Raw genomic sequence first — 23,510 nt, 5'->3', positions numbered from 1 at the left:
CTTCACAACATAAACCGGACCAGGCAGCTTCCCAGCCGCAAAAGCAGCCTCCTCCCCGCTCCACGCAACACTGCCCCCCAATACCGAAACCCCATACGATCTCAGCAATTCCTTCGCCTGATACTCATGTATGTTCATCGAACCGTCCCAATGCCCACGCTTTACCGGAAACCGTGTCCCTGGTGTGCAAGCTGTTATTTTGACTTACGAGATGAAAGCAAGGCAGGAGCGGCATCGCCGCCCCTGCCGGTCGCGACGAGCTAGATCAGCTTGGCGCCCCGCGCCCACTGATATTTCGCGCCGAGCACGGCGACCGGAATTTCAGTGGAATAGGCGTAGGACGGAATGCCGTGCGCATAGAGATATTCCGCGGCCTCTTCGACCTCCACATCTCCCGCGAGGGATGCCACGATGGGTTTTTCAATGCCTTTCGCGCGCATTTCCTCGACCACCTCGACCATGATCCTGGCGAACACCATCGGCGGGGTGATAATGGTGTGCCAGTAGCCCAGGATCAGGGCGTGAATGCGCGGGTCCTCAAGCCCGAGACGCACCGTGTTCTGGTAGGTCTTGGGCGGCTCGCCGCCGGTGATGTCGACCGGATTGCCCGCCGCGCCGAATGGCGGAATGAATTTCCTGAACGCCGCATCGAGATCCGCCGGCATGGTCATCAGCTTGAGGCCGTAATCCACGCAGGCATCGGATAGCAGGACGCCCGAACCGCCCGCGCCGGTGATGATGACGACATTCTCTCCCTTGGGAATAGGCAGTTTTGGGATGCCCCTGGCGAAATCGAGCATTTCGCGCAGGGACCGGGCGCGGATCACGCCGACCTGCTTGAACACGTCCTCATAGATGCGGTCATTGCCGGCGAGCGCGCCGGTATGCGAGCTCGCAGCCTTCGCGCCGGCCGCCGTCCGTCCCGCCTTGAGCACCACGACGGGTTTTTTCTTGGTCACCCGGCGCGCCACTTCGGCGAAGGAACGGCCATCTTTCAGATCTTCCAGATGCTGCGCGACGATATGGGTTTCGTCATCCTGTTCGAAGAAGGTCAGCAGATCGTCTTCATCGAGATCGGATTTGTTGCCGAGGCCGACGATAGCGGAAACGCCCATCTTGGCCGACCGGCTGAAGCCGATGATCGCCATGCCGATGCCGCCCGACTGCGAGGAGAGCGCCGCGTGACCCTTGACATCGTATGGCGTGCAGAACGTGGCGCAGAGATTGGCCGGCAGGTAATAGAATCCGTAGATATTCGGCCCCATCAGACGGATATTGTATTTGCGGCCGATCTCCTGGAGTTCGATCTGGCCTTCCTCATTACCCGTTTCGGCAAAGCCGGAGGGGATCAGCACGGCGCCGGAGATTTTCTTCTCGCCGCATTCGGTCAGCGCCGTCGCGACGAATTTCGCAGGAATCGCGAACACCGCGACATCGATCTCGCCAGGCACATCCTTCACCGATTTGTAGGCCTTGTGACCCATGATCTCGTCGGCCTTCGGGTGAATCGGATAGATTTTGCCCTGGTATCCGCCATTGATGATGTTCTTCATCACCGAATTGCCGATCTTGCCGTCCTCCGCCGACGCGCCGATCACGGCGACCCCGCGCGGCCGCATGATGCGGGTCATCGAGGCGAGGATCTCCTCCCGGCTCGGCCGGGGCCGCGCCGCTTTCGGCGCAAAATCGAGCACGATGCGCACATCCGCCGCGATCGCCCCTTTCGCGGTCGCGAAGACCGGATTGAGATCGAGTTCGGTGATTTCAGGAAAGTCGCTGACCAGCCGGGAGACCCGCACGATCATATCGGCAAGCGCATCGCGATTTGCCGGCTCCGCGCCGCGCACGCCGCGCAGCATCTCGGCGGCCTGGATGCCGTCGATCATGCCCATCGCCTCTTGAGAATCGAGCGGAGCCAGACGGAACGTGATATCCTTCAGAACCTCGACCAGCACGCCGCCCATGCCGAAGGCGACCAGCTTGCCGAAACTGTCGTCGGTGACCGCGCCGATGATGACTTCCTGGCCGCCGGTCAGCATCTGCTGAACCTGGACGCCGTCGATCACCGCTTTCGCGTCGTAGTTGAGCGCATTGGCGAGAATGGTATCGTAGCCGCGTTTGACCTCGTCCGCCGATTTCAGGCCGACCAGCACGCCGCCCGCCTCGGTCTTGTGCAGAATATCGCGCGAGACGATCTTCAGCACCACCGGAAAGCCCATTGCCGCGGCCTGCTTCGCCGCTTCGTCGGCGGATTTGGCCAGCGCCTCTCCGGGCACCGCAATGCCATAGGCGTCGCACAGCGCCTTGCCCTCGGGTGCGGTCAGCGCGGTGCGGCCGTCTTTCCTGGCCTCGTCGAGAATCCGGCGTACCGCCTCGACCGATTGGTCTCCTCTACCCGTCTGCCCGTGCTGGGCAACGGCTGTCGCTGTGCTTGACATCATCTATCTCCTGGAAGTTTTAGGTCCCGCCATAAATTCATGGCGGTCGAAGCGGCACGGCCGGAACGGCGCGCCGAAACCATTCCGGCCGTGCCGCGAATCATTCGGCGGCGACCGCGGACGTCGAGCCGAGAGCCCCTGAATTATGCGCCTCATGCACCTGCCGGTCGTCGAATTTCAGGACGTCGCGCAGGATCTCGTCGTTGTGCTCGCCGAGCAGCGGCGACCGCCGAACCTCGCTCGGGCTGTCCGACAATTTGATGGGGTTGCCGACGGTAAGATATTTGCCGCGCGCCGGGTGATCGACCTCGACAAGGGTTCCGGTCGCGCGCAGCGACTGATCCTCGGCGATTTCCTTCATCGAAAGGATCGGCCCGCACGGAATGTCGTATTTGGTGACGATCTCCATCACCTCATATTTCGTCTTGGTCATCGTCCACTCCTCGATGACCGAGAAAATATGCTTGAGGCGCGGCAGCCTTGCCTTCGGTGTCGCATAGTCCGGGTCGGTGATCCATTCCGGCTTGCCGATCACCTCGCAGATCGATTTCCAGACCGGCGCCTGGGTGATGAAATAGATATAGGCGTTCGGGTCGGTCTCCCACCCTTTGCACTTGAGAATCCAGCCGGGCTGGCCACCGCCCGAGGCGTTGCCGGCGCGCGGCACCGCATCGCCGAATACTCCATCGGGATATTGTGGGTATTCCGTGAGCGGGCCGTGGGCGAGACGCTGCTGATCGCGCAGCTTGACGCGGCAGAGATTGAGCACGCCATCCTGCATCGCGGCGAGCACCTTCTGACCGCGCCCGGTTTTGGTGCGCTGATAGAGCGCCGTGACGATGCCGAGGGCAAGATGCAGCCCGGTGCCGCTATCGCCGATCTGCGCACCGGTGACCAACGGTGGACCATCATCGAATCCGGTCGTCGACGCGGCTCCTCCGGCGCATTGGGCGATATTCTCATAGACCTTGTAATCCTCGAACGGGCCGGGACCGAATCCCTTGATCGAGGCCAGGATGATGTGCGGGTTGAGAGTCTGGATGCGCTCCCAGGTAAACCCCATGCGGTCGAGGGTGCCAGGGGCGAAATTCTCGACCATCACGTCGCAGATCTTTACGAGTTCCTCGAGAATCTCTCGGCCCTTGCGGTTCTTCGTGTCGAGCGTGAGCGAGCGCTTGTTGCCGTTCAGCATGGTGAAATACAGGCTGTCGGCATTGGGCACATCACGCAACTGGCCGCGCGTGATGTCGCCCTCGCCCGGGCGCTCGATCTTGATGACATCGGCACCGAACCAGGCGAGCAACTGGGTACAGGTCGGCCCGGACTGGACATGGGTGAAGTCCAGGATACGCACGCCATCGAGAGCTTTTGTCATGGCTTCCTCCAATCGAATAGGCTGCGCGCGCCGGCAAGCGGCGCGGCGTCTTTTGTTAGATTCACTTATACATCGTCTGGGCTTTGGTTCCGGGGGCGTATTCCCGCGGATCGACCCAGATATTCACCACGGCCGAACGCCCGTCGCGCTTGACCGCCTCGCGCGCGCGGCGGAGTGCCGGCGCGATCTCGGATGCTTCGCGCACCTCCTCGCCATGGCCGCCGAGCATCGCGGCGAACGTGCCGAACGGCACATCGCCCAGCAGGTTGCCGACATTGCCGCGCTGTTCGCCGTATTTGGCGAGTTGTCCATAGCGGATCTGGTTCATCGCCGAGTTGTTGCCGATCACCGCGATATACGGCGCGCCGAACCGATTGGCGGTCTCCATGTCGAAGCCGGTCATGCCGAAAGAGCCGTCGCCATAGTAGCAAAGCACTTCCTTTTCGGGATGCGCGAGCTTGGCGGCCAGCGCGAAGCCGGTGCCGACACCGAGGCTGCCGAGCGCACCGGGGTCCATCCACTGACCCGGCCGGCGCGGCCGCACCGCCTGCGCCGAGATCGTCACCACGTCGCCTCCATCGCCGATATAGATCGTGTCGTCGTTGAGGAATTCGTTGAGTTCCCACGCCACCCGATACGGGTGGATCGGCGACTGGTCGGACTTGAACAGCGGCATCAGTTTTTCGGTCGCCGCCACCTCTGCACGGGTGAGTTCGGCCATCCATTCGCGCCGCTTCGCATGGGCGCCGCGATCGATCCGGCCGGATGCGGCATCGCGCAGCGCGGTGAGAATCGCACCCGGATCGCCCACCAGCCCAAGCTCGATGTCGCGGTTCTTGCCGACCGTGCGGTAATCCATGTCGATCTGCACGATCTTCGCTTCGCGGCTCAGCCGCTTGCCGTAGCCCATGCGGAAGTCGAATGGCGTGCCGACGATGATGATGAGATCGGCCTTGTCGAATCCGTAGCGGCGGGTGCGGTCGAAATGATGCGGATCGCCCGGCGGCAGCAGGCCACGGCCGGAGCCGTTGAAATAGGCCGGGATGTCGAGCGCGCGGACGAACTCGATCGCCGCATCGTGGCCCCGGCAGGTCCAGACCTGGGTGCCGAGCAGGATCACCGGACGTTCCGAAGCGACCACCATGTCGGCGAGTTTCTCGATGTCGTGCGGATCGCCGACCGATTTGGTCGAGGCGCGGTAATGGCCCGGCTCGGGAATCACCGCGCGCGGCAGGTCGATCTCGCGGTCGAGCACGTCGCGCGGAATCTCCAGATAGGCCGGGCCCGGCGCACCCGCGAAACATTCCCGCGCCGCCATCGCGATCATGTCGGCAACCCGTTCGGTCGAGCGCACGCCGGCGGAGAATTTGGTGATCGGCCGCATCAGATCGACATGCGGCAGATCCTGCAGCGAGCCCATCATGTGCTGGGTCAGCGCGCCCTGGCCGCCGATATGGAGCACCGGGCTTTCCGAGCGGAACGCCGTCGCGATGCCGGTCACCGCATTGGTGCAGCCGGGGCCGGCGGTGGTCACCACGCAGCCGAGCTTGCCGGTCTGGCGCGCATAGCCATCCGCCGCATGCGCCGCGACCTGTTCATGGCGGACATCGATGATCCGAATCCCCTCGTCGATGCAACCATCGTAGATGTCGATGATGTGCCCGCCGCACAGAGTGAAGATCGTGTCCACGCCTTCATTCTTCAGCGCGCGCGCGACCAGGTGGCCGCCCGAGACGATATTGGGATCGCGGCTCTTGCGAACCAGCGTATCTTCCGCGGTCGAACTGGGTGCGGCGCCCTGCCGGGCACCCGGCAGTTGGGTCACATTGGCGGTCTGAGTGGACATGGACTGTTTCCTCTAGCAGTTACTCGGTCGTCGGAGCCGCCGCGACACGCCACGGCTTTCTCCGCTTGATGATCCGGCCGGCGGCGCGCCGGTCAGGCGTAGCGCCGCTTCCGGGTTTCGGTGCTCTGGAACTGATCCAGAAAATCGCCGTATTTCTCGATATGCGCGGCAAGCCCCAGCGTGTGCTCGCGTACCCGCCGCGCCGCCAGATCCGCGTCCCGCGCTTCCAGCGCGGCCACGATGTTCATGTGATCGACGATCGAGCGCTGCGCCCGGTCGCCCTGGCGCATCGTCACCGAACGAATCGCCCGCATATGGATGAACAGGTTCTCGGCCATATCCGACATCAGCCCGCAGCCGCTCATCCGAATGATCGTCTTGTGAAAGATCATGTTGGACTGCGAATATTCGTCGAGATGGGTGGACGGATTCTTCTTGAACTCGGCGATCGCGCGCAGCTCGGAAAGCTCCTCCGGCGTCGCCCGTTCGCAGGCGAGCCGCGCCGCCATGGCCTCGATCGCCGACCAGACGGTGATCATCTCGACGATCTCGCGCTTGTTCTTGCGCACGACATAAATACCCCGGCGCGGCACCGAGCGGACGAACCCCTCCTGCTCGAGCAGGCTCAGCGCCTCGCGGATCGGCGTGCGACTGACCCCGAGATCGCGCGAGAGCTGGCGCTCGTCGAGCCGGACCTCCTCGGGATGACTATAAATATCCATATTGGTAATCGCGTGCTTGATCGCGTCGGTCGCGAGCCGGCGCAGTCCGACGCTGGCTTCGAGCGGCTCGACCTTGATCTGCGGCAACTGGGGCGTGTCATCCATCGGGGCTTTTCCTGGCTGTGACGCGGCCACTGCCCCGAACGGGGAAACGTTCGCCGGGAGCGGCGGGTTTTCGACGGATTTTTGCATAGCAGGTATAATATACAACGGCAATCTTGCAATTTTCGCGGATTCATCAGAATCGCGCGAACAACCGGAGATACGCGCAACAACTGGTTCCAGAGCGCCCAAGTCAGTGAACCCGCGCATCGCCGGACGCGGCCGTTCCCTGTCCGAAGAACAGGATATCGGAAACGTCGATCAAGCCGATCGCCTGCTCTCGATCCATCACCAGCGCATGTTGGGCCGCCCGCTCGCGCATCATCTCGATCAGGGTCGGCAGTTCCTCGCCGATATCGCAGACCACAAGGCGTCCCTTGATCAATTTCGCTACCGGCATCGCGAAGGCCGCCGCCCCATGATCGGCCACGGCATCGGTAACATCCTGGCGAGTAAGCACACCCAGAACCGCCTCGCCCTCGGTCGCGCAGCGATCGATCACCACAACCGCATCGACCTGCTCCGCCCGCATCAGCGTCACCGCCGCCTGCAAGGTCTTGTCCATCGACAGGCTGACGATCCGCGGCCCCCGATGGCGCAACATGGTTTCGACGATCATCCCGCTCCTCCATTCCAACGCCGATCCGTCCGGGTTGAGGTTCCGTTGATGGATCATTGTATCGATGGGTAATGAATAAAGTATACCACGAAACAAGTCAAGTGCCTTTTGTGCGATTTCGTTCGTCGCCGCCGCACCAAGGTGTGAACAAAACTCGGGACCGGCTTACGCCGGCCCCGAGTCTCGCTTCAGTCCAGATTACTCAGCCGGCCGCTGCCGCTCCTCGAACCCCAATGCCACCTCGCCCGCGTGGTAGCGGGTTTCGGCCGGCCGCAGCACCAGAAGCACCAGCACCACCGCAACCACGTTGATCGCGGTGACCAGATAGAGGGCGGCGCTCCAGTTGTGGGTGCGCGCCACCAGCAGGCTCGCCAGAGGCACCAGGAATCCGGCTATCCCTTTCGAGGTGTAGAGGCAGGACAGGTTGGTGGTCGCGTATTTCGGCCCGAACAGGTCGGTGCACATCGTCGGGAACAGGCTGAAAATCTGCCCCCAGCACACGAAGATCAGTCCGGCGAACAGGATGAAGCCCACCGCGTAATGGCCTACCACCGTCATCATGAAATACGCGACGGCGCCCAGGCCGAACGAAATCGCCATGGTGTTGGAACAGCCGATATTGTCCGATACCCAGCCGAAGAGCGGCCGCGCCACCCCGTTCATCACGTTGGCGAAGATCAGCCCGACCGACAATGCGGTCGCGCCGGCGAACACCACGATATTGGCGACATGGTAGGATTTGGCGATCCCCGCCATATTCGCCGCCGCCATCAAGCCACCCGCCGCCATCAGTATGAACAGCACATACAATACCCAGAACACCGGCTGAGCCAGCATCTGCGGCGTGGTATGGCTGCGGGCCGATTGTTGCACCTTCACCTGGGTCACCGCGGGCGCCTCGCCCTGTTTCGGCGCCCGGATGAACTGCGAGACGATCAGCACGATACCGCCCTGGATCAGCCCGAACCAGAAGAGGGCCGTGGTATAGCCGCCCGCCGCGATCACCAAGCGGATCGGAATGATCGTCAGCGCGGCGCCAGCACCGAACCCCGCCGCGGTCAGGCCCACCGCCAGACCACGCCGGTCCTTGAACCATTTCACCGCATTGCCGACCGCCGTGGTGTAGACCGCACCGGCGCCGAGGCCGCCCAATGCGCCGCCCAGATACAGCATGCTCAGCGAGCCGGCGCGCGATTCGAGGATCCAGCCCAGCGCCACTAGCACCCCGCCGACTCCCATCACCACGCGCGGTCCCATGTCGGGACCCAGCGTATCGGCGAACCAGCCATCGATCGGCGTCGGCCAGGTTTCCAGCGCGATGAACAGGCTGAAGGCGACCTGGATGTCCGCCACCGCCCAGCCATGCGCCTTGTGGATCGGCAACACGAACAGCGTCCAGCCATATTGCAGGTTGGCGATCATCACCATGCAGATGATGCCCAGGATCAGGTACCACCAGCGCCGTTTGCTGACAGCCCCTCCCGCACTCCCAGGCCCACCAAAAACGTTACTGTCGGGAATTCCGTTGCTTGGCATTATTTCCTCCGTTCTCGACGTTCTGCGATGTTTATCGCTTGGAGCCACTTCGCCGCCCACTGGCGGCAACGTCTTGCGCACCTGCAACCCGAGCAGAATACCCGGATCGATCGCCAGGAATCTGCTCAGCGAAGTTAACGATACGCAACAAACTTTTCAGTCCGACTACATAGAAGTCAGTGCCGTCTTTTGCGCAATGTATACCACAATAATGAATATTGTCTAGTGTCAGATTTCAGATCGGCTCCCCGCTTACCGGACGCGACGAGAAACCAAACGCTCAGAAAGAAAAACACACGCGACGCGGCTTCGCCTCGCGTGAACGGTGCGCCGGGACGGTGTGAAATTTCAGGAATGGAAGGCTGCAACGGTTGCCCGATGCGGACCGCGCGATGCCGGCCGCAACCGGAATTTCCGTCGATGCAGCCGGGATCGACGCCCGGTTCGGCCGGGGCAGCTGCCGCATCCCGACCGTTTCAATAACGTCTATGAAGGCAGGAAAATTTTAGAACGGAATCTCATCGTCGAGATCGGCGCCGCTCTTCCCGGCATCCCAGCCGCCGCTGCGGGGTGCTGCTTGACCGCCGCCATAACCGCCCGCCGCGCGGGCATTGCCGCGCGGCATGTCGTCACCGCCGCCCGAGGCATTGGCGCGGTCGAGCAGCACCAGTTCGGCGCCGATTCGGCCGAGCATCACCTCGGTCGTGTATTTCTCCTGGCCGGACTGGTCGGTCCATTTGCGGGTCTGCAGCTTGCCTTCGAGATAGACCTTCGAGCCTTTTTTCAGGAAGCGCTCGGCGACATCGGCCAGCCGGTCGTTCATGATGACGACCCGGTGCCACTCGGTGCGCTCCTGGCGCTCGCCGCTGGTCTTATCGTTCCAGGTTTCCGAGGTGGCGACCGCGAGATTGACGATTTTCATGCCCGATTGGGTGGTCCGCACTTCCGGGTCCTTGCCGAGATTCCCGATCAGCGTCACCTTGTTCACGCTCCCCGCCATCACACACACCCCATGTTCTTCAACGCCGTTGAACCAAGCTCGTCCCCACGGCTTTAACCGATCGCCGCCGCCGAGACAAACCGCCCCCCTTTCCAGAGGACCGATTTTAGGCCATACCGACCGTGAACATATATGGAACATCGCCATGACAGGGTCCGGCTTCATCGCGGTGCGCGGTGCGCGCGAGCACAACCTCAAGAATATCGACGTGCGGATTCCGCGCGACCGCTTGACGGTGATCACCGGCCTGTCCGGCTCGGGTAAATCCTCGCTCGCGTTCGATACGATCTATGCCGAGGGCCAGCGCCGCTATGTCGAGAGCCTGTCGGCCTATGCAAGGCAATTCCTCGAATTGATGGGCAAGCCGGATGTCGATTCGATCGAAGGTCTGTCGCCGGCGATTTCGATCGAGCAGAAAACCACCTCGCGCAACCCGCGCTCGACCGTGGGCACGGTGACGGAAATTCACGACTATATGCGCCTGCTCTGGGCGCGGGTCGGCGTGCCGTATTCGCCGGCGACCGGGCTGCCGATCGAGGCGCAGACGGTGAGCCAGATGGTCGACCGGGTGATGGCGATGCCGGAAGGAACGCGGCTGCTGCTGCTGGCCCCGGTGGTGCGCGACCGCAAGGGCGAATACCGCAAGGAACTCGCCGAATTGCAGCGACGCGGGTTCACCAGGGTGAAAATCGACGGCAAGCTGTATGAGATCGGCGAGGTGCCGGCACTGAACAAGAAGGTCAAGCACGAGATCGAGGCGGTGGTCGATCGCGTCGTGGTGCGCGGCGGCACCGAGCAGCGCCTGGCCGATTCGTTCGAAACCGCTTTGGGACTGTCGGACGGGATCGTCTATGCCGAAAACGCGGATAGCGGCGAGCGCACGGTGTTTTCGGCGCGGTTCGCCTGCCCGGTGTCGGGCTTCACCATCGAGGAAATCGAGCCGCGGCTGTTCAGCTTCAACTCGCCGCACGGGGCCTGCCCGGAATGCAGCGGCCTGGGCACTGAAACGTTTTTCGACCCCGCGCTGATCGTGCCCGACGAGACCAGGTCGCTGGCTGAGCAGGCGATCGCCCCCTGGGCGAACGCGCAATCGCCCTATTACGATCAGACGCTGGCGAGCCTCGCCAAGCATTTCAAGGTGAAGATGGCCACGCCGTGGGAGAAGTTGCCCGAGCGGGTGCGCGAGGCGATTCTGTTCGGCGCGGGCAAGGACGAAATCGCGTTTTCCTATAAGGATGGCGTGCGCGCCTATGGCGTGAACAAGGCGTTCGAGGGTGTGGTTCGCAACCTGGAACGGCGGATGCGCGAGACCGACAGCATCTGGGTTCGCGAGGAGTTGTCGCGGTATCAGGCGGAACGGCCGTGCAAGCGCTGCCACGGGGCGCGACTGCGCGAAGAGGCGCTGGCGGTGAAGATCAATGGTTGCAACATCGCCGAGGCTTCGGATCATGCGATCAGCGCGGCGCGGAATTGGTTCGCCACCGTGTTCGACACGCTGACGCCGCAGCGCCAGGACATCGCAAGGCGAATCCTGCGCGAAATCAACGACCGCCTGCAATTCCTGGTCGATGTCGGGCTCGATTACCTGTCGCTCGCGCGGGGATCGGCGACGCTGTCCGGCGGCGAGAGCCAGCGCATCCGGCTGGCGAGCCAGATCGGCTCCGGGTTGACCGGGGTTCTGTATGTGCTCGACGAGCCCTCGATCGGGCTGCATCAGCGCGATAACGAGCGGTTATTGGCGACGCTGCGCCGGCTGCGCGATCTCGGTAACACCGTGCTGGTGGTTGAGCATGACGAGGACGCGATCCGCCACGCCGATCATGTGATCGATATGGGGCCGCTTGCCGGCATCCATGGCGGCGAGGTGATCGCCGAAGGCACGCCGGCGGAGGTCGCGGCGAATCCGAAATCGTTGACCGGGGATTTTCTGTCTGGCCGGCGGGCGATCGCGGTGCCGGAGCAGCGGCGGGTGGTGGATTCCGGGCGGATGCTGAAACTTATCGGCGCGCGCGGGAATAATCTGAAATCCGTGACCGGAGAATTTCCGCTCGGCGTGTTCACCTGCATCACCGGGGTTTCCGGCGGCGGCAAATCGACCTTGGTGATCGACACGCTGTACAAGGCGGTGTCGCGCCGGCTGATGGGCTCTGGCCAGGTGCCCGCGCCCTATGACCGGATCGACGGGCTCGACCAGCTCGACAAGATCATTGAGATCGACCAGTCGCCGATCGGGCGCACGCCGCGCTCGAACCCGGCGACCTATACCGATCTGTTCGCGCCGATCCGCGACTGGTTCGCCGAACTGCCGGAAAGCCGGGCGCGCGGCTATAAATCGGGGCGGTTTTCCTTCAACGTCAAGGGCGGGCGCTGCGAAGCGTGCCAGGGCGACGGCGTGCTGAAGATCGAGATGCACTTCCTGCCCGACGTGTTCGTGACCTGCGATACCTGCAAGGGCAAGCGGTATAATCGCGAGACGCTGGAGATAAAATTCCGCGACAAATCGATCGCCGATGTGCTGGATATGAATGTCGAGGAAGCCCAAGGTTACTTTTCCGCCCAGCCGCGCATTCGCGACCGGCTGCGCCTGCTGATGGAGGTGGGGCTTGGCTACATCAAGCTCGGCCAGTCGGCGACCACGCTGTCGGGCGGCGAGGCGCAGCGGATCAAGCTGGCGAAGGAACTGGCGCGGCGGGCGACCGGGCGGACGCTGTATATCCTCGACGAGCCGACCACCGGGCTGCATTTCGAGGATGTGCGGAAATTGCTGGAAGTTCTGCACGCGCTGGTGGATGCCGGCAATACGGTGATCGTGATCGAGCATAATCTGGAAGTGATCAAGACCGCCGATTGGGTGATCGATCTCGGCCCCGAGGGCGGCGACGGTGGCGGCGAGATCGTCGCGGCCGGCACGCCGGAGGATGTCGCCGGAATCGCCCGCTCGCACACCGCGCGCTTCCTTACCCCCCTACTCGCCCCGCGCCGGCCGGAGCGGAAACGCAAGCGGGCGTGATGGTGGCGAGCGATTTTCTGTTGCTGCGCTGGCGGTTTTTTGCACTCGGCAATGCACTGCGAGATTTGACGCGGTTGGGAGGGCGCAGGTTGGTGGGATTCGGCATCCCGGCACTGGTTATAGCGTTTTATGGGTTTTTCTGGGTCAATTCAATGATTCGCCACGGCGTGGCTTCGCTGCACGTGGATGGGGAATTTTTGTTTGCCGCCGGCGGGCTGGCTTGCGTGGCCGTGGGGATCGGTGCGGGACGGCTGGCGGTGATGCGTGATCGCGCCGCTATCGAATCGCCTTGGCTCGCTGTGCTGCCCTGGCCGGCATCGGCGCGGCGACGTGCCTTGATCGTCTCCGTCGCCAGCGCTTTCCTGGTGCGAAGTCTCGCGATGGGGGTTGCTTTGGGGCTTGTCACGATGTCGGCTCGGTTGGCGCATCCGGTTCGCGACGCAGTGATCGGCGCGTTGATGTTCGGCGTGGGTTTTGCGGGCGTGGCGGTTTTTCTCATGGCCTTTGAACGCCAAACGAAAGAGACGCACGAAGGGTCGGTCGGTGCCCCATCGCATGGCGTGCACGCCGCCCTTATCGATGCGATCGGGCGATATGACCAATCCAGCCCCCGCTGGGCGGGATCATGGACTCTGGGTCCGAGGCTTTGCGGCGTCGGCGCGGTGTGGCTTGCGACATTCGTGGTGGGCGTTCCGATCGCGTTTGCCGCCCATGCGGGCGATCCGCACGCCACCCTATCGCCGGCAATCGCCGTGATCGGCGCGGTCGCCGTGATGGTCGCGGCAACCCGCTGTGCGCCGCTGGTTTCGCCGGTGCTGCGCACCACATCGCTCGGCTATTGGCGTGCGTGTGCCGCGATGCTGCGGCTGCCGGCGCTGATGGCGACGGCGTGGTTCGTCGGTGTCGTCGCGATCTCGCTGGCCGGCGGGTTGCTCAGCGCTCAAGCGATCGTCACGGCGGCGTTGAGCGCGGCCGGATTATGCGTATTTTATGCGATGGCGGCGCTGTCGATCCCCGCCTCGCCGCGTCTCGCTCTCGGGTTTTACCTGGCAGCCCTGGCGCTGGCCGCGGACGAATATTCCGAGATGCAGAATCTGGTATTTCTGATCCTGTTCGGGATTCTGGCGTTTCTGGTGCTGCGCGCAAGGACGATCTATCGTGCCGGGTGATAACGCGACGTTATTGATGGCGTCAGCGGTTTCGGCGGGATATCGGGGCGTTGCACGGGTCGCCGATATCGATCTGGCGGTCGAGCCCGGCGATTTTCTGGTTCTCCTGGGCGCCAACGGGTCCGGCAAATCGACGCTGATGCGCGCGGTCAGTGGGCAAATTTCACTCCTGGCAGGTGCCGTGCGGATTGACGGGATCGATATGGCGTCAACACCCGAGGCGGCGAAACGATCGATTGGGTATGCGGTCGAGCCGTACGATCTGCCGGAGACGCTGACGGGCGCGCAATATCTCGACCTGATCGCCTCGATCCGGGGCTGTTCGGCGCGGGACTGGCCGTGCGACGAGCTGGATGAGGTTTTGCAGTTCCGACCATGGCTGCGAACGACGATTTCGGCATACTCGCTGGGTACGCGGATGAAATTGTCGATCATGGGGGCGCTGCTCGGTGCACCGAAGCTGCTACTGCTCGATGAATCGCTCAACGGGCTCGATCCGCTGATGCTGTTTCGGGTGCGCAGAATATTTGCGGCGTTACGCGCGAAGGGGCATGGCGTCATTTTGTCCACCCATATGGTGGGGACGATCGGCGCGGATTGCACCGGCATCGTGTTTCTGGAACATGGGCGGTGCCGCCATCGATGGACACGACGCGAGATCGACGCGGCGCAGGGTCAACCGGGAGGGCTTGAGGCGATGGTGATCGCGGCACTGGAGATGGCGAATTGACCCTGCCTGCCTGGAAACGCGCGATGCTGCGCCTGCCGCCGCTGGCGCGGATCGCCGAACGCGAGGGGGCGTATCGCACGCGGATCGCCGAACTCGAAGCGCGTCACACCGCGCTGAAACCTCGCCTTCAGCCGGGTTTCGCGGTCGCCCATTGGGTCGATCATCTCTGGTGCGACATCCATGGGGTATTCGTCCGGGGCTGGGCGCACGCCTACGAGCGTCCGGTGCGGCGGGTCGGTTTGCGATCCGGCGATCATCGGGTGGCGACGGGGGAGTTTATAGCGCGCCCGGATGTCGCTGCGCATTATCCCGACCATGCGGGGGCGGCGCGAAGCGGTTTCGCGCTCTATCTGCCCTGCCCGCCCTTCGCGCCGGCGTTTCTCGACATCGAGACCGATGACGGCGTTGTTTCGGTGCCGCTCGACCTTCCGCCTCACCTGCAGCGGCAGGAACCCTACCCGCCGCTGCCGCCGCGCGCGATCGAACCGTTCATCGCCGAGATGAAGGCAAGGCGCGGCGCGGTGCTGGAAATCGGCGCGCGCATCGTCGGGCCGGAAAGTTTTGCGCGGATCGCCGAATTCACGCCGGAATGCCGCTACGTCGGCTGCGACATTCATGCGGCACCGGGGGTCGATCTGGTCGCCGACGCCCATGCGCTGTCGGCGGCGACCGGGTGCGGCGCGTTCGACGGGATTTTCTCGGTCGCGGTGATGGAACATATCGCGGCCCCCTGGATCGTCGCCGCCGAAATCAACCGCGCGCTCAGGCCGGGCGGGCTGACGTTCCACGTGATGCCGCACACCTATCCGCTGCACGAGACGCCGAACGATTTCTGGCGCTATTCCGACGAGGCGCTGAAGATCCTGTTCGGCCCGGCGACCGGCTTCGAGATCGTCGCGGCCGGGCTGCGCAAGCCGATCATGATGGCGCCCTACCCCGAATGGCGGGATTTGCAGGCGATGGAGATGACCAGCCTGCCCGGTTATTCGACCGCCCATGTGCTGGCGCGCAAGGTGGCCGAATTGCCGGACGGCGCGATCGCCATGCCGGCGGGATTCGATTTCGCCGCGCGCAGCCGGGCCTATCCCGCCCACGGGGCAGCGACGGGCGACTCCGAATAAATCAGGCTTTACGTCCGGCGCCGAGCGAAACCGATAGCCACGAGAGGCCTTTCGGGCCGTCGACCATGAGCGTGACCGAGCGCCGCTGCGCGAGCAGATCCTCGAGCGCCTTCGGGGTGGTGACGAAATCCGGCCCCACCGCTTCGATCACCATGTCGGGGCGCAGCCCGGCGCGCGCGGCGGGGCTGTGTTTGCCGACCTTGACGACGGTGACGCCCCGCGCACCCGGATGGGTTGTCACGGCGATACCGAGGGATGTGATATCGTATGGTTTGGGCAGGGCCTGAAGTGGTTTGGCGGAAGCTGCCGGCGACGCCGGATGCGGCGGCGGGGCAATGGTGATCGCGGCGTCATGGATGGCACCATCGCGCCGATAGGCGACATGAGCGACCTGGCCGGCCGGAATTTCCGCCAGAGCCACCTTGAATCCATGCGCATCGGCGATCGGTTTGCCGTCGATCGTGGTGATCACGTCGGATGGCGCGAGCTTGCCCGAAGCCGGCCCGTGCGGAACCACGCCGGCCACGACGACGCCTTTCGCCGATGCCAGATGCCAGGCCGTGCGCATATCCTCCGAGACGTGCTCGATCCTGAGCCCGGCCCAGCCGCGCGACATTTTGCCATGGGCGATGATCGCCTCGGCGACCGGCCGGACCATGCTGGAGGGGATTGCGAAGCCGATTCCCACCGAGCCGCCGGACGGCGAATAGATCGCCGAATCGACGCCGACGACATGGCCGTGCGCATCGAGCATCGGGCCGCCGGAATTGCCGCGATTGATGGCGGCATCGGTCTGGATGAAATCGTCATACGGGCCCGAACCGATATTGCGGTGCAGCGCGCTGACCACGCCGGCGGAAACGCTGAAACCAAGGCCGAACGGGTTGCCGATCGCGACCACCCAGTCGCCCAGCTCGAGTTTGCCGCTATCGCCGAAGCGCAGATAGGGCAGCGCGCGATGGGCGTCGATTTTCAGCACCGCGAGATCGGCCTTCTTGTCGGCGCCGATCCGTTTGGCGGTGAAAATCCGCCCGTCATGCAGGGTCACCTTGATTTCGGCCGCCCCGGCGATGACGTGGTGGTTGGTGACGATGTAGCCCTTGGGGCTGATGAAGAACCCGGTGCCGAGCGCCTGTTCGGCGCGCGGCGGGACGATCAAGGTGCCGGTATCGGCCTTGTGGGCGGTTGGTTTTCCGGCATGGGCCGGTTTTGCCAGCGCGCCCGGCTTCGGCTTCATCGGGTCGATGCTCTCGATATCGACCACCGCCGGAAGTGCGGCGCGCGCGATTTTCGCGATCGCCGGCGGCGCCGGGGGCGCGGCACGGCAAGAGGGCGCGACGGCGGCAAGTGCCACGACGGGCAGAAGCGGAACCAGGAGTTTCGGCAGAGTCATGCTCATCAGAGTGAGGCGATACGCCCGATCCGGCAAGAGATGATTTGCTTTATGTCCGCTTGCGTCATCCCCGAGGCGCGGAGGTCGCGCAGGGTCGCGGCCCGGTCGCGCTTGGCGAGGCGCCGTCCCGCTGGATCGGTGAGCAGCGCGTGATGAGCGTAAGCCGGCACCGGCCAGCCCATCAGGCGTTGCAGGAGAACGTGAATCGGCGTCGCCGCGCGCAGATCGGCGCCGCGCGTGACCAGGGTGACGCCCTGCACGGCATCGTCATGGGTGACGCAAAGGTGATAGCTGGCGGGAATATCCTTGCGCGCGAGCACGACATCGCCGAGCGGTGCCGGATCGGCGGCGATCCAGCCTTCGCCCACCTCGTGACAGCGCAGCACGCCTGCCTGGCGGATCGCCGCGTCCATGCGCAGGCGCAGCGCGAACGGGTCGCCCTGCGTGATGCGATCGGCGCTGGCTGACCGGCCGAGATGCCGGCAAATCCCCGGATAGGGCGCATCGTACCCATGCGGCGCGCCCAGCGCGGCGGTGATTTCGGCACGGGTGCAGAAGCAGGGATAGAGCAGTCCCATCGCATCGAGCGCATCGAGCGCGGCGCGGTACTCCGCCATGTGGTCGGACTGGATGCGAATATCGCCGTCCCAGTCGAGGCCGAGCCAAGCCAGATCCTCGACGATCGCGGTGGTGTATTCGGGCCGGCAGCGGGTTGCGTCGATATCCTCGATGCGCAGCAGGTAACGTCCGCCCGCCTCTCGCGCGCGCCGCCAGCCGGTCAGCGCCGAGGCGGCGTGGCCGAGATGGAGATAGCCGGTCGGGCTCGGGGCGAAACGGGTGACGATGGACATCGGGACGCAGGGTGCTTACCTCGCGGCGAAATGCAAGGAGACGAGACCATGGCCATGCTGGACGGACCGCGCTTCGGCCCCGCGAGCGGCGAGGCGCCGAAACGGCTCGTGGTACTGTGCCACGGAGTCGGCGCGGACGGCAACGACCTGATCGATCTCGGCCCCTATTGGTCGCGCGCGATGCCGGACGCGGTATTCGTCTCGCCCCATGCGCCGGAGCCTTACGACATGGCTCCGATCGGGCGGCAATGGTTTTCGATCGGCAATCTCGATCCGGCGACGCTCGGCAACGGCGTCCGGCGGGCTCGGGCGGCGCTCGACGGGTTCATCGATGCGGAACTCGCGCGGCTTGGCCTGCCGGACGATGCCTATGCGCTGGCGGGGTTCAGCCAGGGGGCGATGACCGTTTTGTTCACCGGGCTGCGCCGGACGACCAAGCCGCGCGCGATTGTGGCCTATTCCGGCGCCCTGATCGCGCCCGAGTCGCTGGGGGCGGAGCTTGCCGGCAGGCCGCCGGTGCTGCTGGTTCACGGCGAAGCGGACGAGGTGGTGCCGGTATCGCGTTCGCGCGATGCGGAGACGGTGCTGCGCGCGAACGAAGTGCCTGTGCAGAGCCTGTATGTGCCGAAACTCGGCCATGGAATCGACGAGTCCGGGCTTTCGGCGGGGGCGCTGTTCCTGCAGCGCGCCTTCGCATCCGATGCCCTCGCTTCATGACAAGCTGTTGACAAAGGCCGGTTATGCTTGCGGGCTTGGCCGGTCTTTGTCATAAAGCGGGCATGAATTCGGCGTGCCACCAGATATGGCGTGTGGGTTCCGGCAGCGCCCACCACATCTTGGCCCCGTTCTGGGACAGGTTCAGTCGTGCCTGACGGCGGGCAGAATTTTCCCGCTCTCGTGCTGAATGCGGATTTCCGTCCGCTCTCCTATTTTCCGTTGTCGCTCTGGGCCTGGCAGGATGCCGTGAAAGCGGTGTTTCTCGACCGCGTCTCCGTGCTGTCCGAATATGAGCACGAGGTGCATTCGGTCTCTTTCGCGATGCGCCTGCCCTCGGTGATCGCGCTCAAGGATTTCATCCCTTCGATGCGCCAGCCGGCGTTCACAAGGTTCAACGTGTTCCTGCGCGACGGCTTCACCTGCCAGTATTGCCATTATCGCCTGCCCGCGCCGGAGCTGACCTTCGATCACGTGATTCCGCGGGCGCGCGGTGGCCGCACGACATGGGAAAACGTAGTCACCGCCTGCGGCACCTGCAATCTGCGCAAGGGCTCGAAGCTGCCGCGCGAATGCCGGATGTTCCCGCGCGAGACGCCGCGCCGGCCGAATTCCTGGGAGCTGCAGGATCGCGGACGTGCCTTCCCGCCCAATTATCTGCATGAAAGCTGGCGGGATTTTCTCTATTGGGACAGCGAACTGGAGACGTGAGCATGGACGAACTGGTCTTCTATACCAACCCGATGTCGCGCGGGCGGATCATCCGCTGGATGCTGGAGGAAGTCGGGCACCCATATCGCACCGAACTCCTCGACTACGGCGCGACGATGAAGGCCCTCGATTATCTCTCGATCAACCCGATGGGCAAGGTTCCGGCGATCCGCCACGATGACGTGGTGGTGACCGAGGCGGCGGCGATCTGCGCCTATCTTGCCGATGCGTTCCCCGAAGCCGGGCTGGCGCCGAAACCGGGCGATAGGCTGCGCGGACCCTATTATCGGTGGCTGTTCTTCGCCTCCGGCCCGCTGGAAGCGGCGGCATCCAACAAGGCACTCGGTTTCGTCGTGCCGGAGGGTCGCGAGCGGATGATGAGCTACGGCTGCTATGAGGATGCCATGAACGTGCTCGAAGGCGCGGTGTCGCGAGGCGAATATTTGCTCGGCGAGAGTTTCACCGCCGCCGATCTCTATCTCGGGTCACATATCGGTTTCGGGATGCAGTTCGGCACGATCGAGAAGCGGCCGGCTTTCGAGGCCTATTGGGCGCGGATCGGCGCACGGCCGGCGGCGGTGCGGGCGCGCGCGATCGACGACGCGCTGGTCGCCGAGGCCGAAAAAGCGAAGGCTGGGTAGACCGAGCCGCGGTTTCGCTCGATCATCATATCGGCTATCCGGGCTGCAACGGAGAGCCGCGATGAACCAGCCCATTCCCAATTCCCTGCGCAACCTGCCCGACGAGCGCGGCCGGTTCGGCGATTTCGGCGGGCGATTCGTCGCCGAGACGCTGATGCCGCTGATCCTGGAGCTTGAGGCCGCCTATGAGGCGGCGAAGCGCGACCCGGCGTTTCAGCGGGAATTCGAGTATTATCTGAAACATTATGTCGGCCGGCCGAGCCCGCTGTGGTTCGCCGAACGGCTGACCGAAAAACTCGGCGGCGCGAAGGTTTATTTCAAGCGCGACGAGCTGAACCATACCGGCGCGCACAAGATCAACAATTGCATCGGCCAGATCCTGCTGGCCAAGCGGATGGGCAAGACGCGGATCATCGCCGAAACCGGCGCCGGCCAGCACGGGGTCGCGACCGCGACGGTCGCCGCGCTGTTCGGCCTGCCCTGCGTAATCTATATGGGCGCCACCGATATCGAGCGGCAGCAGCCCAACGTGTTCCGCATGAAGCTGCTGGGCGCCGAGGTGCGATCGGTGACCTCGGGTGCCGCGACCTTGAAGGATTCGATGAACGAGGCGCTGCGCGACTGGGTCGCGAATGTGCGCGACACGTTCTACATCATCGGCACCGCAGCCGGTCCGCACCCCTACCCGGCCATGGTGCGGGATTTCCAGTCGGTGATCGGCATCGAGGCGCGAGCGCAGATGCTGGAGGCCGAGGGGCGGCTGCCGGATGTCGCGATCGCGGCGGTGGGCGGCGGCTCGAACGCCATCGGGCTGTTTCATCCGTTCCTGGACGATGCGGTCAAGCTGATCGGGGTCGAGGCGGCGGGGCGCGGGCTGAATTCGGGCGAGCACGCGGCGTCGCTGTCGCGCGGGCGGCCGGGCGTTCTGCACGGCAACAAGACCTATCTGCTGCAGGACGCGGACGGCCAGATTCTGGAAGCGCATTCGATTTCGGCGGGGCTGGATTATCCGGGGATCGGACCGGAGCATTCCTATCTGCACGAGATCGGGCGGGTGGACTATGTCGCGATCACCGACGATGAGGCGCTGGACGCGTTCCAGCTTTGCTGTCGGACCGAGGGCATCATTCCCGCGCTGGAGCCGTCCCACGCGCTCGCGCATGTCGCGAAGATCGCGCCGGAAATGCCGCGATCTCAGATCATTCTGATGAATCTCTGCGGGCGGGGCGACAAGGACATCTTCACCGTGGCCAAGCATCTGGGAGAAAATCTGTGAGCCGGATCGCCGCGACCTTTGCCCACCTGAAAACCGAGGGACGCGCCGGACTGATCCCGTTCGTCGAGGCCTTCGACCCGGATCGGGCCACCTCGGCGGCGCTGCTCGCCGGCATGGCCGCGCGAGGCGCGGACATCATCGAGATCGGCATGCCGTTCACCGATCCGATGGCGGATGGACCGACGATTCAGGCAGCCGGGCGGCGCGCCTTGCGCGCGGGCGCGACCCTGGCGGGGGTGCTCGACCTGGTGCGGGAGTTCCGGGCGGTGAACGGCACGGTGCCGCTGGTGCTGATGGGGTATCTGAATCCAATCCTGTCCTATGGCGTCGAGCGCTTCGCGGCGGATGCGGCGAAGGCCGGGGTGGACGGGCTGATCGTGGTCGATCTGCCGACCGAGGAGGCCGATCTGATGCTGCCCGGCTTGCGGGCGAACGGGCTCGACCTGATCCGGCTGGTTGCACCCACCACGTCGGATGAGCGCCTGCCCGTGGTGCTGAAGGAGTCGTCCGGGTTCGTCTATTACGTGTCGATTACCGGGGTGACCGGCACGCGGACCGCCTCGGCGGAGGATCTCACGCGCGACATTCCGCGCATCCGAGCGGCGACCGATCTGCCGATCGCGGTCGGCTTCGGGGTGCGCACGCCCGAACAGGCGGCGATCGTGGCGCGCCACGCGGATGCGGCGGTGGTCGCCTCGGCGCTGATCGACCGGATGGCTTCGGGGCTGGATGAGTCGGGCCATGCGCCGCACGCGGTGATCGAGGCGGTGCTGGACGATGTTTCGGCACTGGCCGGCGCGATGCGCGGCGAGAAACGGGCGGCCTAATCACGCTTGACCGCAACGGATACTCTAACCGGATTTGCCTCAAGATTTCCCCTCGAAATCAGACGTAAGATTGTCGAGGGAATCCATGCCGCCACGATCTTGGAACACCCGGCTGGCCAGGATGTCTTCGGCTTCGATGATCATCAGCATCTCGGGCCTGACCGGGTTTTGCTGCGCCACCAACCGGTTGGCCTGTCGCAGCCTTGCGCGGTCCAGGGCGTTGCGGATCGACCGGGCATTGGAAAAATGCGGCTGTTCACGCCGCCGGACAATGTAGCCTGTCATGGCTTCGCGCGCGCTGGGACTGAGCCGGTAATTCTGCCGCTCCAGCATGGTTTCGCCGATCGAGAACAATTCGCTGTCATTGTAGTCGGGAAAGTCGATGTGATGCGCGATGCGTGAGCGAAAGCCCGGATTGAGGGTGAAGAATTTGTCCATCCGGTCCGCGTATCCAGCCAGAATCACCACCAGATCCTCGCGCTGATTTTCCATCACCTGAAGCAGAATCTCGATCGCCTCCTGGCCGTAATCGCGTTCGTTGTCGGGCCGGTACAGGTAATAGGCTTCGTCGATGAACAGCACACCGCCGATCGCCTTTTTCAAAATCTCCTTGGTTTTCGGCGCGGTATGGCCGATATACTGGCCGACCAGATCGTCGCGCGTTACCGAGATCAGCTGCCCCTGACGCACGAAGCCCAGTTGTTTGAGGATTTTCGCCATCCGCAAGGCGACCGTGGTTTTGCCGGTGCCGGGGTTGCCGGTGAACGACATATGCAGCGTCGGCGCTTCGGTGGTGAAGCCCAACCTTTGCCGGATCTGTTCGACCAGAAGCAGCGACGATATTTCGCGAATCCGAGTTTTGACCGGCTTCAGCCCGACCAGATCGCGATCCAGTTCATCCAGGATCTCACCGATACCGACCTTCGCGAATTCCTCGCGAAAATCGATGTCGTCAATTGTCTTCGAAAACTCTTCCATTACAGCCGACATGATACGTCCTTACGGCTTGGCGTAGCGTGAGCCCTGCGGTTTCTCCATGACATAGGCGCGGGTTTCGTAGCGCAGGTTGCGGCCTTCCGTTTCCTGCCTCACCAGCATGAATCCGGGCTCATGGCTTGGCCGCTGCACGATGAACGAGATACGCAGCGACTCCCACGTATGGGACGCGTCGAATGCACTGAGGCGGATATAGCATTCCTCGTGCATGCGCCTGCACTCGTTCAATTCTCCCATGATCGCCTTGGCATCGCGGATGTCGAACATCGGGTGGCCCCACATTTCCCAGAACGTGTTGCGGGGATGAGGATCGTCGGTATATTCGATGTTCACCGCCCAGCCCTGATCGAGACAATACTGGATCTGTCGGGTGATCTGAATCTCGGTCAGATCAGGCAGGAACGAAAAACAGCCTTGAGTGATGCGCATGATC

General features: G+C 63.9%; 21 protein-coding genes. 9 read left to right on the top strand and 12 right to left on the bottom strand.

Features of this window, described 5'->3' with window-relative positions; translation table 11 throughout:
• The 8 genes from AiwAL_RS01400 to ssb form a co-directional block, all read right to left on the bottom strand.
• A partial coding sequence (locus tag AiwAL_RS01400; protein WP_316044758.1) for an ATP-grasp domain-containing protein occupies window positions 1–138 on the bottom strand: 138 nt, incomplete at its 3' end.
• Window positions 139–260: 122 nt separating this feature from the next.
• Window positions 261–2,441 carry an acetate--CoA ligase family protein gene (locus tag AiwAL_RS01395; RefSeq protein WP_262311966.1) on the bottom strand — a complete coding sequence of 727 codons (2,181 nt, stop codon included), beginning with the start codon at window positions 2,439–2,441 and terminating at the stop codon, window positions 261–263.
• A 97-nt stretch (window positions 2,442–2,538) separates the two neighbouring features.
• On the bottom strand, window positions 2,539–3,813 hold the full coding sequence (frc, locus tag AiwAL_RS01390; protein WP_235704021.1) for a formyl-CoA transferase: 1,275 nt from the start codon (window positions 3,811–3,813) through the stop codon (window positions 2,539–2,541).
• A gap of 61 nt (window positions 3,814–3,874) precedes the next feature.
• Window positions 3,875–5,659 (bottom strand): thiamine pyrophosphate-binding protein, encoded by a 1,785-nt coding sequence (locus AiwAL_RS01385; protein ID WP_262311965.1) that lies wholly within the window; start codon window positions 5,657–5,659, stop codon window positions 3,875–3,877.
• 92 nt (window positions 5,660–5,751) lie between these two features.
• Window positions 5,752–6,486: a GntR family transcriptional regulator gene (locus AiwAL_RS01380; protein WP_235704019.1), complete on the bottom strand. Its 735-nt coding sequence runs from the start codon at window positions 6,484–6,486 to the stop codon at window positions 5,752–5,754.
• A gap of 190 nt (window positions 6,487–6,676) precedes the next feature.
• Entirely contained in the window at window positions 6,677–7,102 is a 426-nt protein-coding gene (locus AiwAL_RS01375) for a CBS domain-containing protein (RefSeq protein WP_235704018.1), read from the bottom strand.
• 198 nt (window positions 7,103–7,300) lie between these two features.
• Window positions 7,301–8,638: an oxalate/formate MFS antiporter gene (oxlT, locus tag AiwAL_RS01370; protein ID WP_235704017.1), complete on the bottom strand. Its 1,338-nt coding sequence runs from the start codon at window positions 8,636–8,638 to the stop codon at window positions 7,301–7,303.
• 505 nt (window positions 8,639–9,143) lie between these two features.
• Window positions 9,144–9,638, bottom strand: coding sequence for a single-stranded DNA-binding protein (ssb, locus tag AiwAL_RS01365; protein WP_235704016.1), 495 nt, complete (start codon window positions 9,636–9,638; stop codon window positions 9,144–9,146).
• Window positions 9,639–9,783: 145 nt separating this feature from the next.
• Between ssb and uvrA the strand changes: the two genes are divergently transcribed.
• From uvrA to AiwAL_RS01345, 4 genes are read left to right on the top strand one after another with little or no spacing between them, the layout of a single operon-like run.
• Window positions 9,784–12,648 (top strand): excinuclease ABC subunit UvrA, encoded by a 2,865-nt coding sequence (gene uvrA, locus AiwAL_RS01360; protein WP_235704015.1) that lies wholly within the window; start codon window positions 9,784–9,786, stop codon window positions 12,646–12,648.
• Window positions 12,645–13,817, top strand: coding sequence for a hypothetical protein (locus AiwAL_RS01355; RefSeq protein ID WP_262311963.1), 1,173 nt, complete (start codon window positions 12,645–12,647; stop codon window positions 13,815–13,817). Before uvrA ends, AiwAL_RS01355 begins: the two co-directional genes overlap by 4 nt.
• Entirely contained in the window at window positions 13,807–14,547 is a 741-nt protein-coding gene (locus AiwAL_RS01350) for an ATP-binding cassette domain-containing protein (protein WP_262311961.1), read from the top strand. The genes AiwAL_RS01355 and AiwAL_RS01350 overlap by 11 nt, the downstream gene beginning before the upstream one ends.
• Window positions 14,544–15,668, top strand: coding sequence for a bifunctional 2-polyprenyl-6-hydroxyphenol methylase/3-demethylubiquinol 3-O-methyltransferase UbiG (locus tag AiwAL_RS01345; protein WP_235704012.1), 1,125 nt, complete (start codon window positions 14,544–14,546; stop codon window positions 15,666–15,668). The genes AiwAL_RS01350 and AiwAL_RS01345 overlap by 4 nt, the downstream gene beginning before the upstream one ends.
• Window position 15,669: 1 nt before the next feature.
• Here the strand turns inward: AiwAL_RS01345 and AiwAL_RS01340 are convergent, their stop codons facing one another.
• The gene (locus AiwAL_RS01340; RefSeq protein WP_235704011.1) at window positions 15,670–17,067 is read right to left on the bottom strand and encodes a trypsin-like peptidase domain-containing protein; all 1,398 of its coding nucleotides are present in this window, start codon (window positions 17,065–17,067) and stop codon (window positions 15,670–15,672) included.
• Window positions 17,067–17,912, bottom strand: a complete 846-nt coding sequence (gene gluQRS / locus AiwAL_RS01335; protein ID WP_262311959.1) for a tRNA glutamyl-Q(34) synthetase GluQRS — start codon at window positions 17,910–17,912, stop codon at window positions 17,067–17,069. The genes AiwAL_RS01340 and gluQRS overlap by 1 nt, the downstream gene beginning before the upstream one ends.
• A 48-nt stretch (window positions 17,913–17,960) precedes the next feature.
• Here gluQRS and AiwAL_RS01330 point away from each other — a divergent pair, with 48 nt between their 5' ends.
• The 5 genes from AiwAL_RS01330 to trpA all read left to right on the top strand — a co-directional run bounded on the left by AiwAL_RS01330 (window position 17,961) and on the right by trpA (window position 22,081).
• Window positions 17,961–18,629 carry an alpha/beta hydrolase gene (locus AiwAL_RS01330; protein WP_262311958.1) on the top strand — a complete coding sequence of 223 codons (669 nt, stop codon included), beginning with the start codon at window positions 17,961–17,963 and terminating at the stop codon, window positions 18,627–18,629.
• A gap of 147 nt (window positions 18,630–18,776) precedes the next feature.
• Window positions 18,777–19,337, top strand: a complete 561-nt coding sequence (locus tag AiwAL_RS01325; protein ID WP_235704008.1) for an HNH endonuclease — start codon at window positions 18,777–18,779, stop codon at window positions 19,335–19,337.
• Between the two features lie 2 nt (window positions 19,338–19,339).
• Window positions 19,340–19,978 (top strand): glutathione S-transferase family protein, encoded by a 639-nt coding sequence (locus AiwAL_RS01320; protein ID WP_262311957.1) that lies wholly within the window; start codon window positions 19,340–19,342, stop codon window positions 19,976–19,978.
• 61 nt (window positions 19,979–20,039) lie between these two features.
• Window positions 20,040–21,254 (top strand): tryptophan synthase subunit beta, encoded by a 1,215-nt coding sequence (gene trpB / locus AiwAL_RS01315; protein ID WP_235704006.1) that lies wholly within the window; start codon window positions 20,040–20,042, stop codon window positions 21,252–21,254.
• Complete coding sequence (trpA, locus tag AiwAL_RS01310; protein WP_235704005.1) at window positions 21,251–22,081, top strand: tryptophan synthase subunit alpha; 831 nt, start codon at window positions 21,251–21,253, stop codon at window positions 22,079–22,081. The genes trpB and trpA overlap by 4 nt, the downstream gene beginning before the upstream one ends.
• Before the next feature lie 39 nt (window positions 22,082–22,120).
• Here the strand turns inward: trpA and cbbX are convergent, their stop codons facing one another.
• A complete protein-coding gene (gene cbbX / locus AiwAL_RS01305) occupies window positions 22,121–23,071 on the bottom strand; it encodes a CbbX protein (protein WP_262311956.1) in 951 nt (316 codons plus the stop codon).
• 9 nt (window positions 23,072–23,080) lie between these two features.
• Complete coding sequence (locus AiwAL_RS01300) at window positions 23,081–23,506, bottom strand: ribulose bisphosphate carboxylase small subunit (RefSeq protein ID WP_262311955.1); 426 nt, start codon at window positions 23,504–23,506, stop codon at window positions 23,081–23,083.
• Window positions 23,507–23,510: the final 4 nt, after the last annotated feature.

Origin of the sequence: Acidiphilium sp. AL, from assembly GCF_025499445.1 — a bacterium.
Lineage (GTDB): Bacteria > Pseudomonadota > Alphaproteobacteria > Acetobacterales > Acetobacteraceae > Acidiphilium > Acidiphilium iwatense.
Note: the sequence above shows the minus strand (reverse complement) of the source record. Positions and strands in the feature narration are given on the sequence as shown.

What these genes read in the sequence shown, in the direction of transcription:
- AiwAL_RS01395 (WP_262311966.1), bottom strand. Translation starts at nt 2,441, where the DNA reads ATGATGTCAAGCACAGCGACAGCCGTTGCCCAGCACGGGCAGACGGGT.
- ssb (WP_235704016.1), bottom strand. Translation starts at nt 9,638, where the DNA reads ATGGCGGGGAGCGTGAACAAGGTGACGCTGATCGGGAATCTCGGCAAG.
- AiwAL_RS01380 (WP_235704019.1), bottom strand. Translation starts at nt 6,486, where the DNA reads ATGGATGACACGCCCCAGTTGCCGCAGATCAAGGTCGAGCCGCTCGAA.
- AiwAL_RS01385 (WP_262311965.1), bottom strand. Translation starts at nt 5,659, where the DNA reads ATGTCCACTCAGACCGCCAATGTGACCCAACTGCCGGGTGCCCGGCAG.
- gluQRS (WP_262311959.1), bottom strand. Translation starts at nt 17,912, where the DNA reads ATGTCCATCGTCACCCGTTTCGCCCCGAGCCCGACCGGCTATCTCCAT.
- AiwAL_RS01375 (WP_235704018.1), bottom strand. Translation starts at nt 7,102, where the DNA reads ATGATCGTCGAAACCATGTTGCGCCATCGGGGGCCGCGGATCGTCAGC.
- cbbX (WP_262311956.1), bottom strand. Translation starts at nt 23,071, where the DNA reads ATGTCGGCTGTAATGGAAGAGTTTTCGAAGACAATTGACGACATCGAT.
- oxlT (WP_235704017.1), bottom strand. Translation starts at nt 8,638, where the DNA reads ATGCCAAGCAACGGAATTCCCGACAGTAACGTTTTTGGTGGGCCTGGG.
- AiwAL_RS01300 (WP_262311955.1), bottom strand. Translation starts at nt 23,506, where the DNA reads ATGCGCATCACTCAAGGCTGTTTTTCGTTCCTGCCTGATCTGACCGAG.
- frc (WP_235704021.1), bottom strand. Translation starts at nt 3,813, where the DNA reads ATGACAAAAGCTCTCGATGGCGTGCGTATCCTGGACTTCACCCATGTC.
- AiwAL_RS01320 (WP_262311957.1), top strand. Translation starts at nt 19,340, where the DNA reads ATGGACGAACTGGTCTTCTATACCAACCCGATGTCGCGCGGGCGGATC.
- AiwAL_RS01330 (WP_262311958.1), top strand. Translation starts at nt 17,961, where the DNA reads ATGGCCATGCTGGACGGACCGCGCTTCGGCCCCGCGAGCGGCGAGGCG.
- trpB (WP_235704006.1), top strand. Translation starts at nt 20,040, where the DNA reads ATGAACCAGCCCATTCCCAATTCCCTGCGCAACCTGCCCGACGAGCGC.
- uvrA (WP_235704015.1), top strand. Translation starts at nt 9,784, where the DNA reads ATGACAGGGTCCGGCTTCATCGCGGTGCGCGGTGCGCGCGAGCACAAC.
- AiwAL_RS01340 (WP_235704011.1), bottom strand. Translation starts at nt 17,067, where the DNA reads ATGAGCATGACTCTGCCGAAACTCCTGGTTCCGCTTCTGCCCGTCGTG.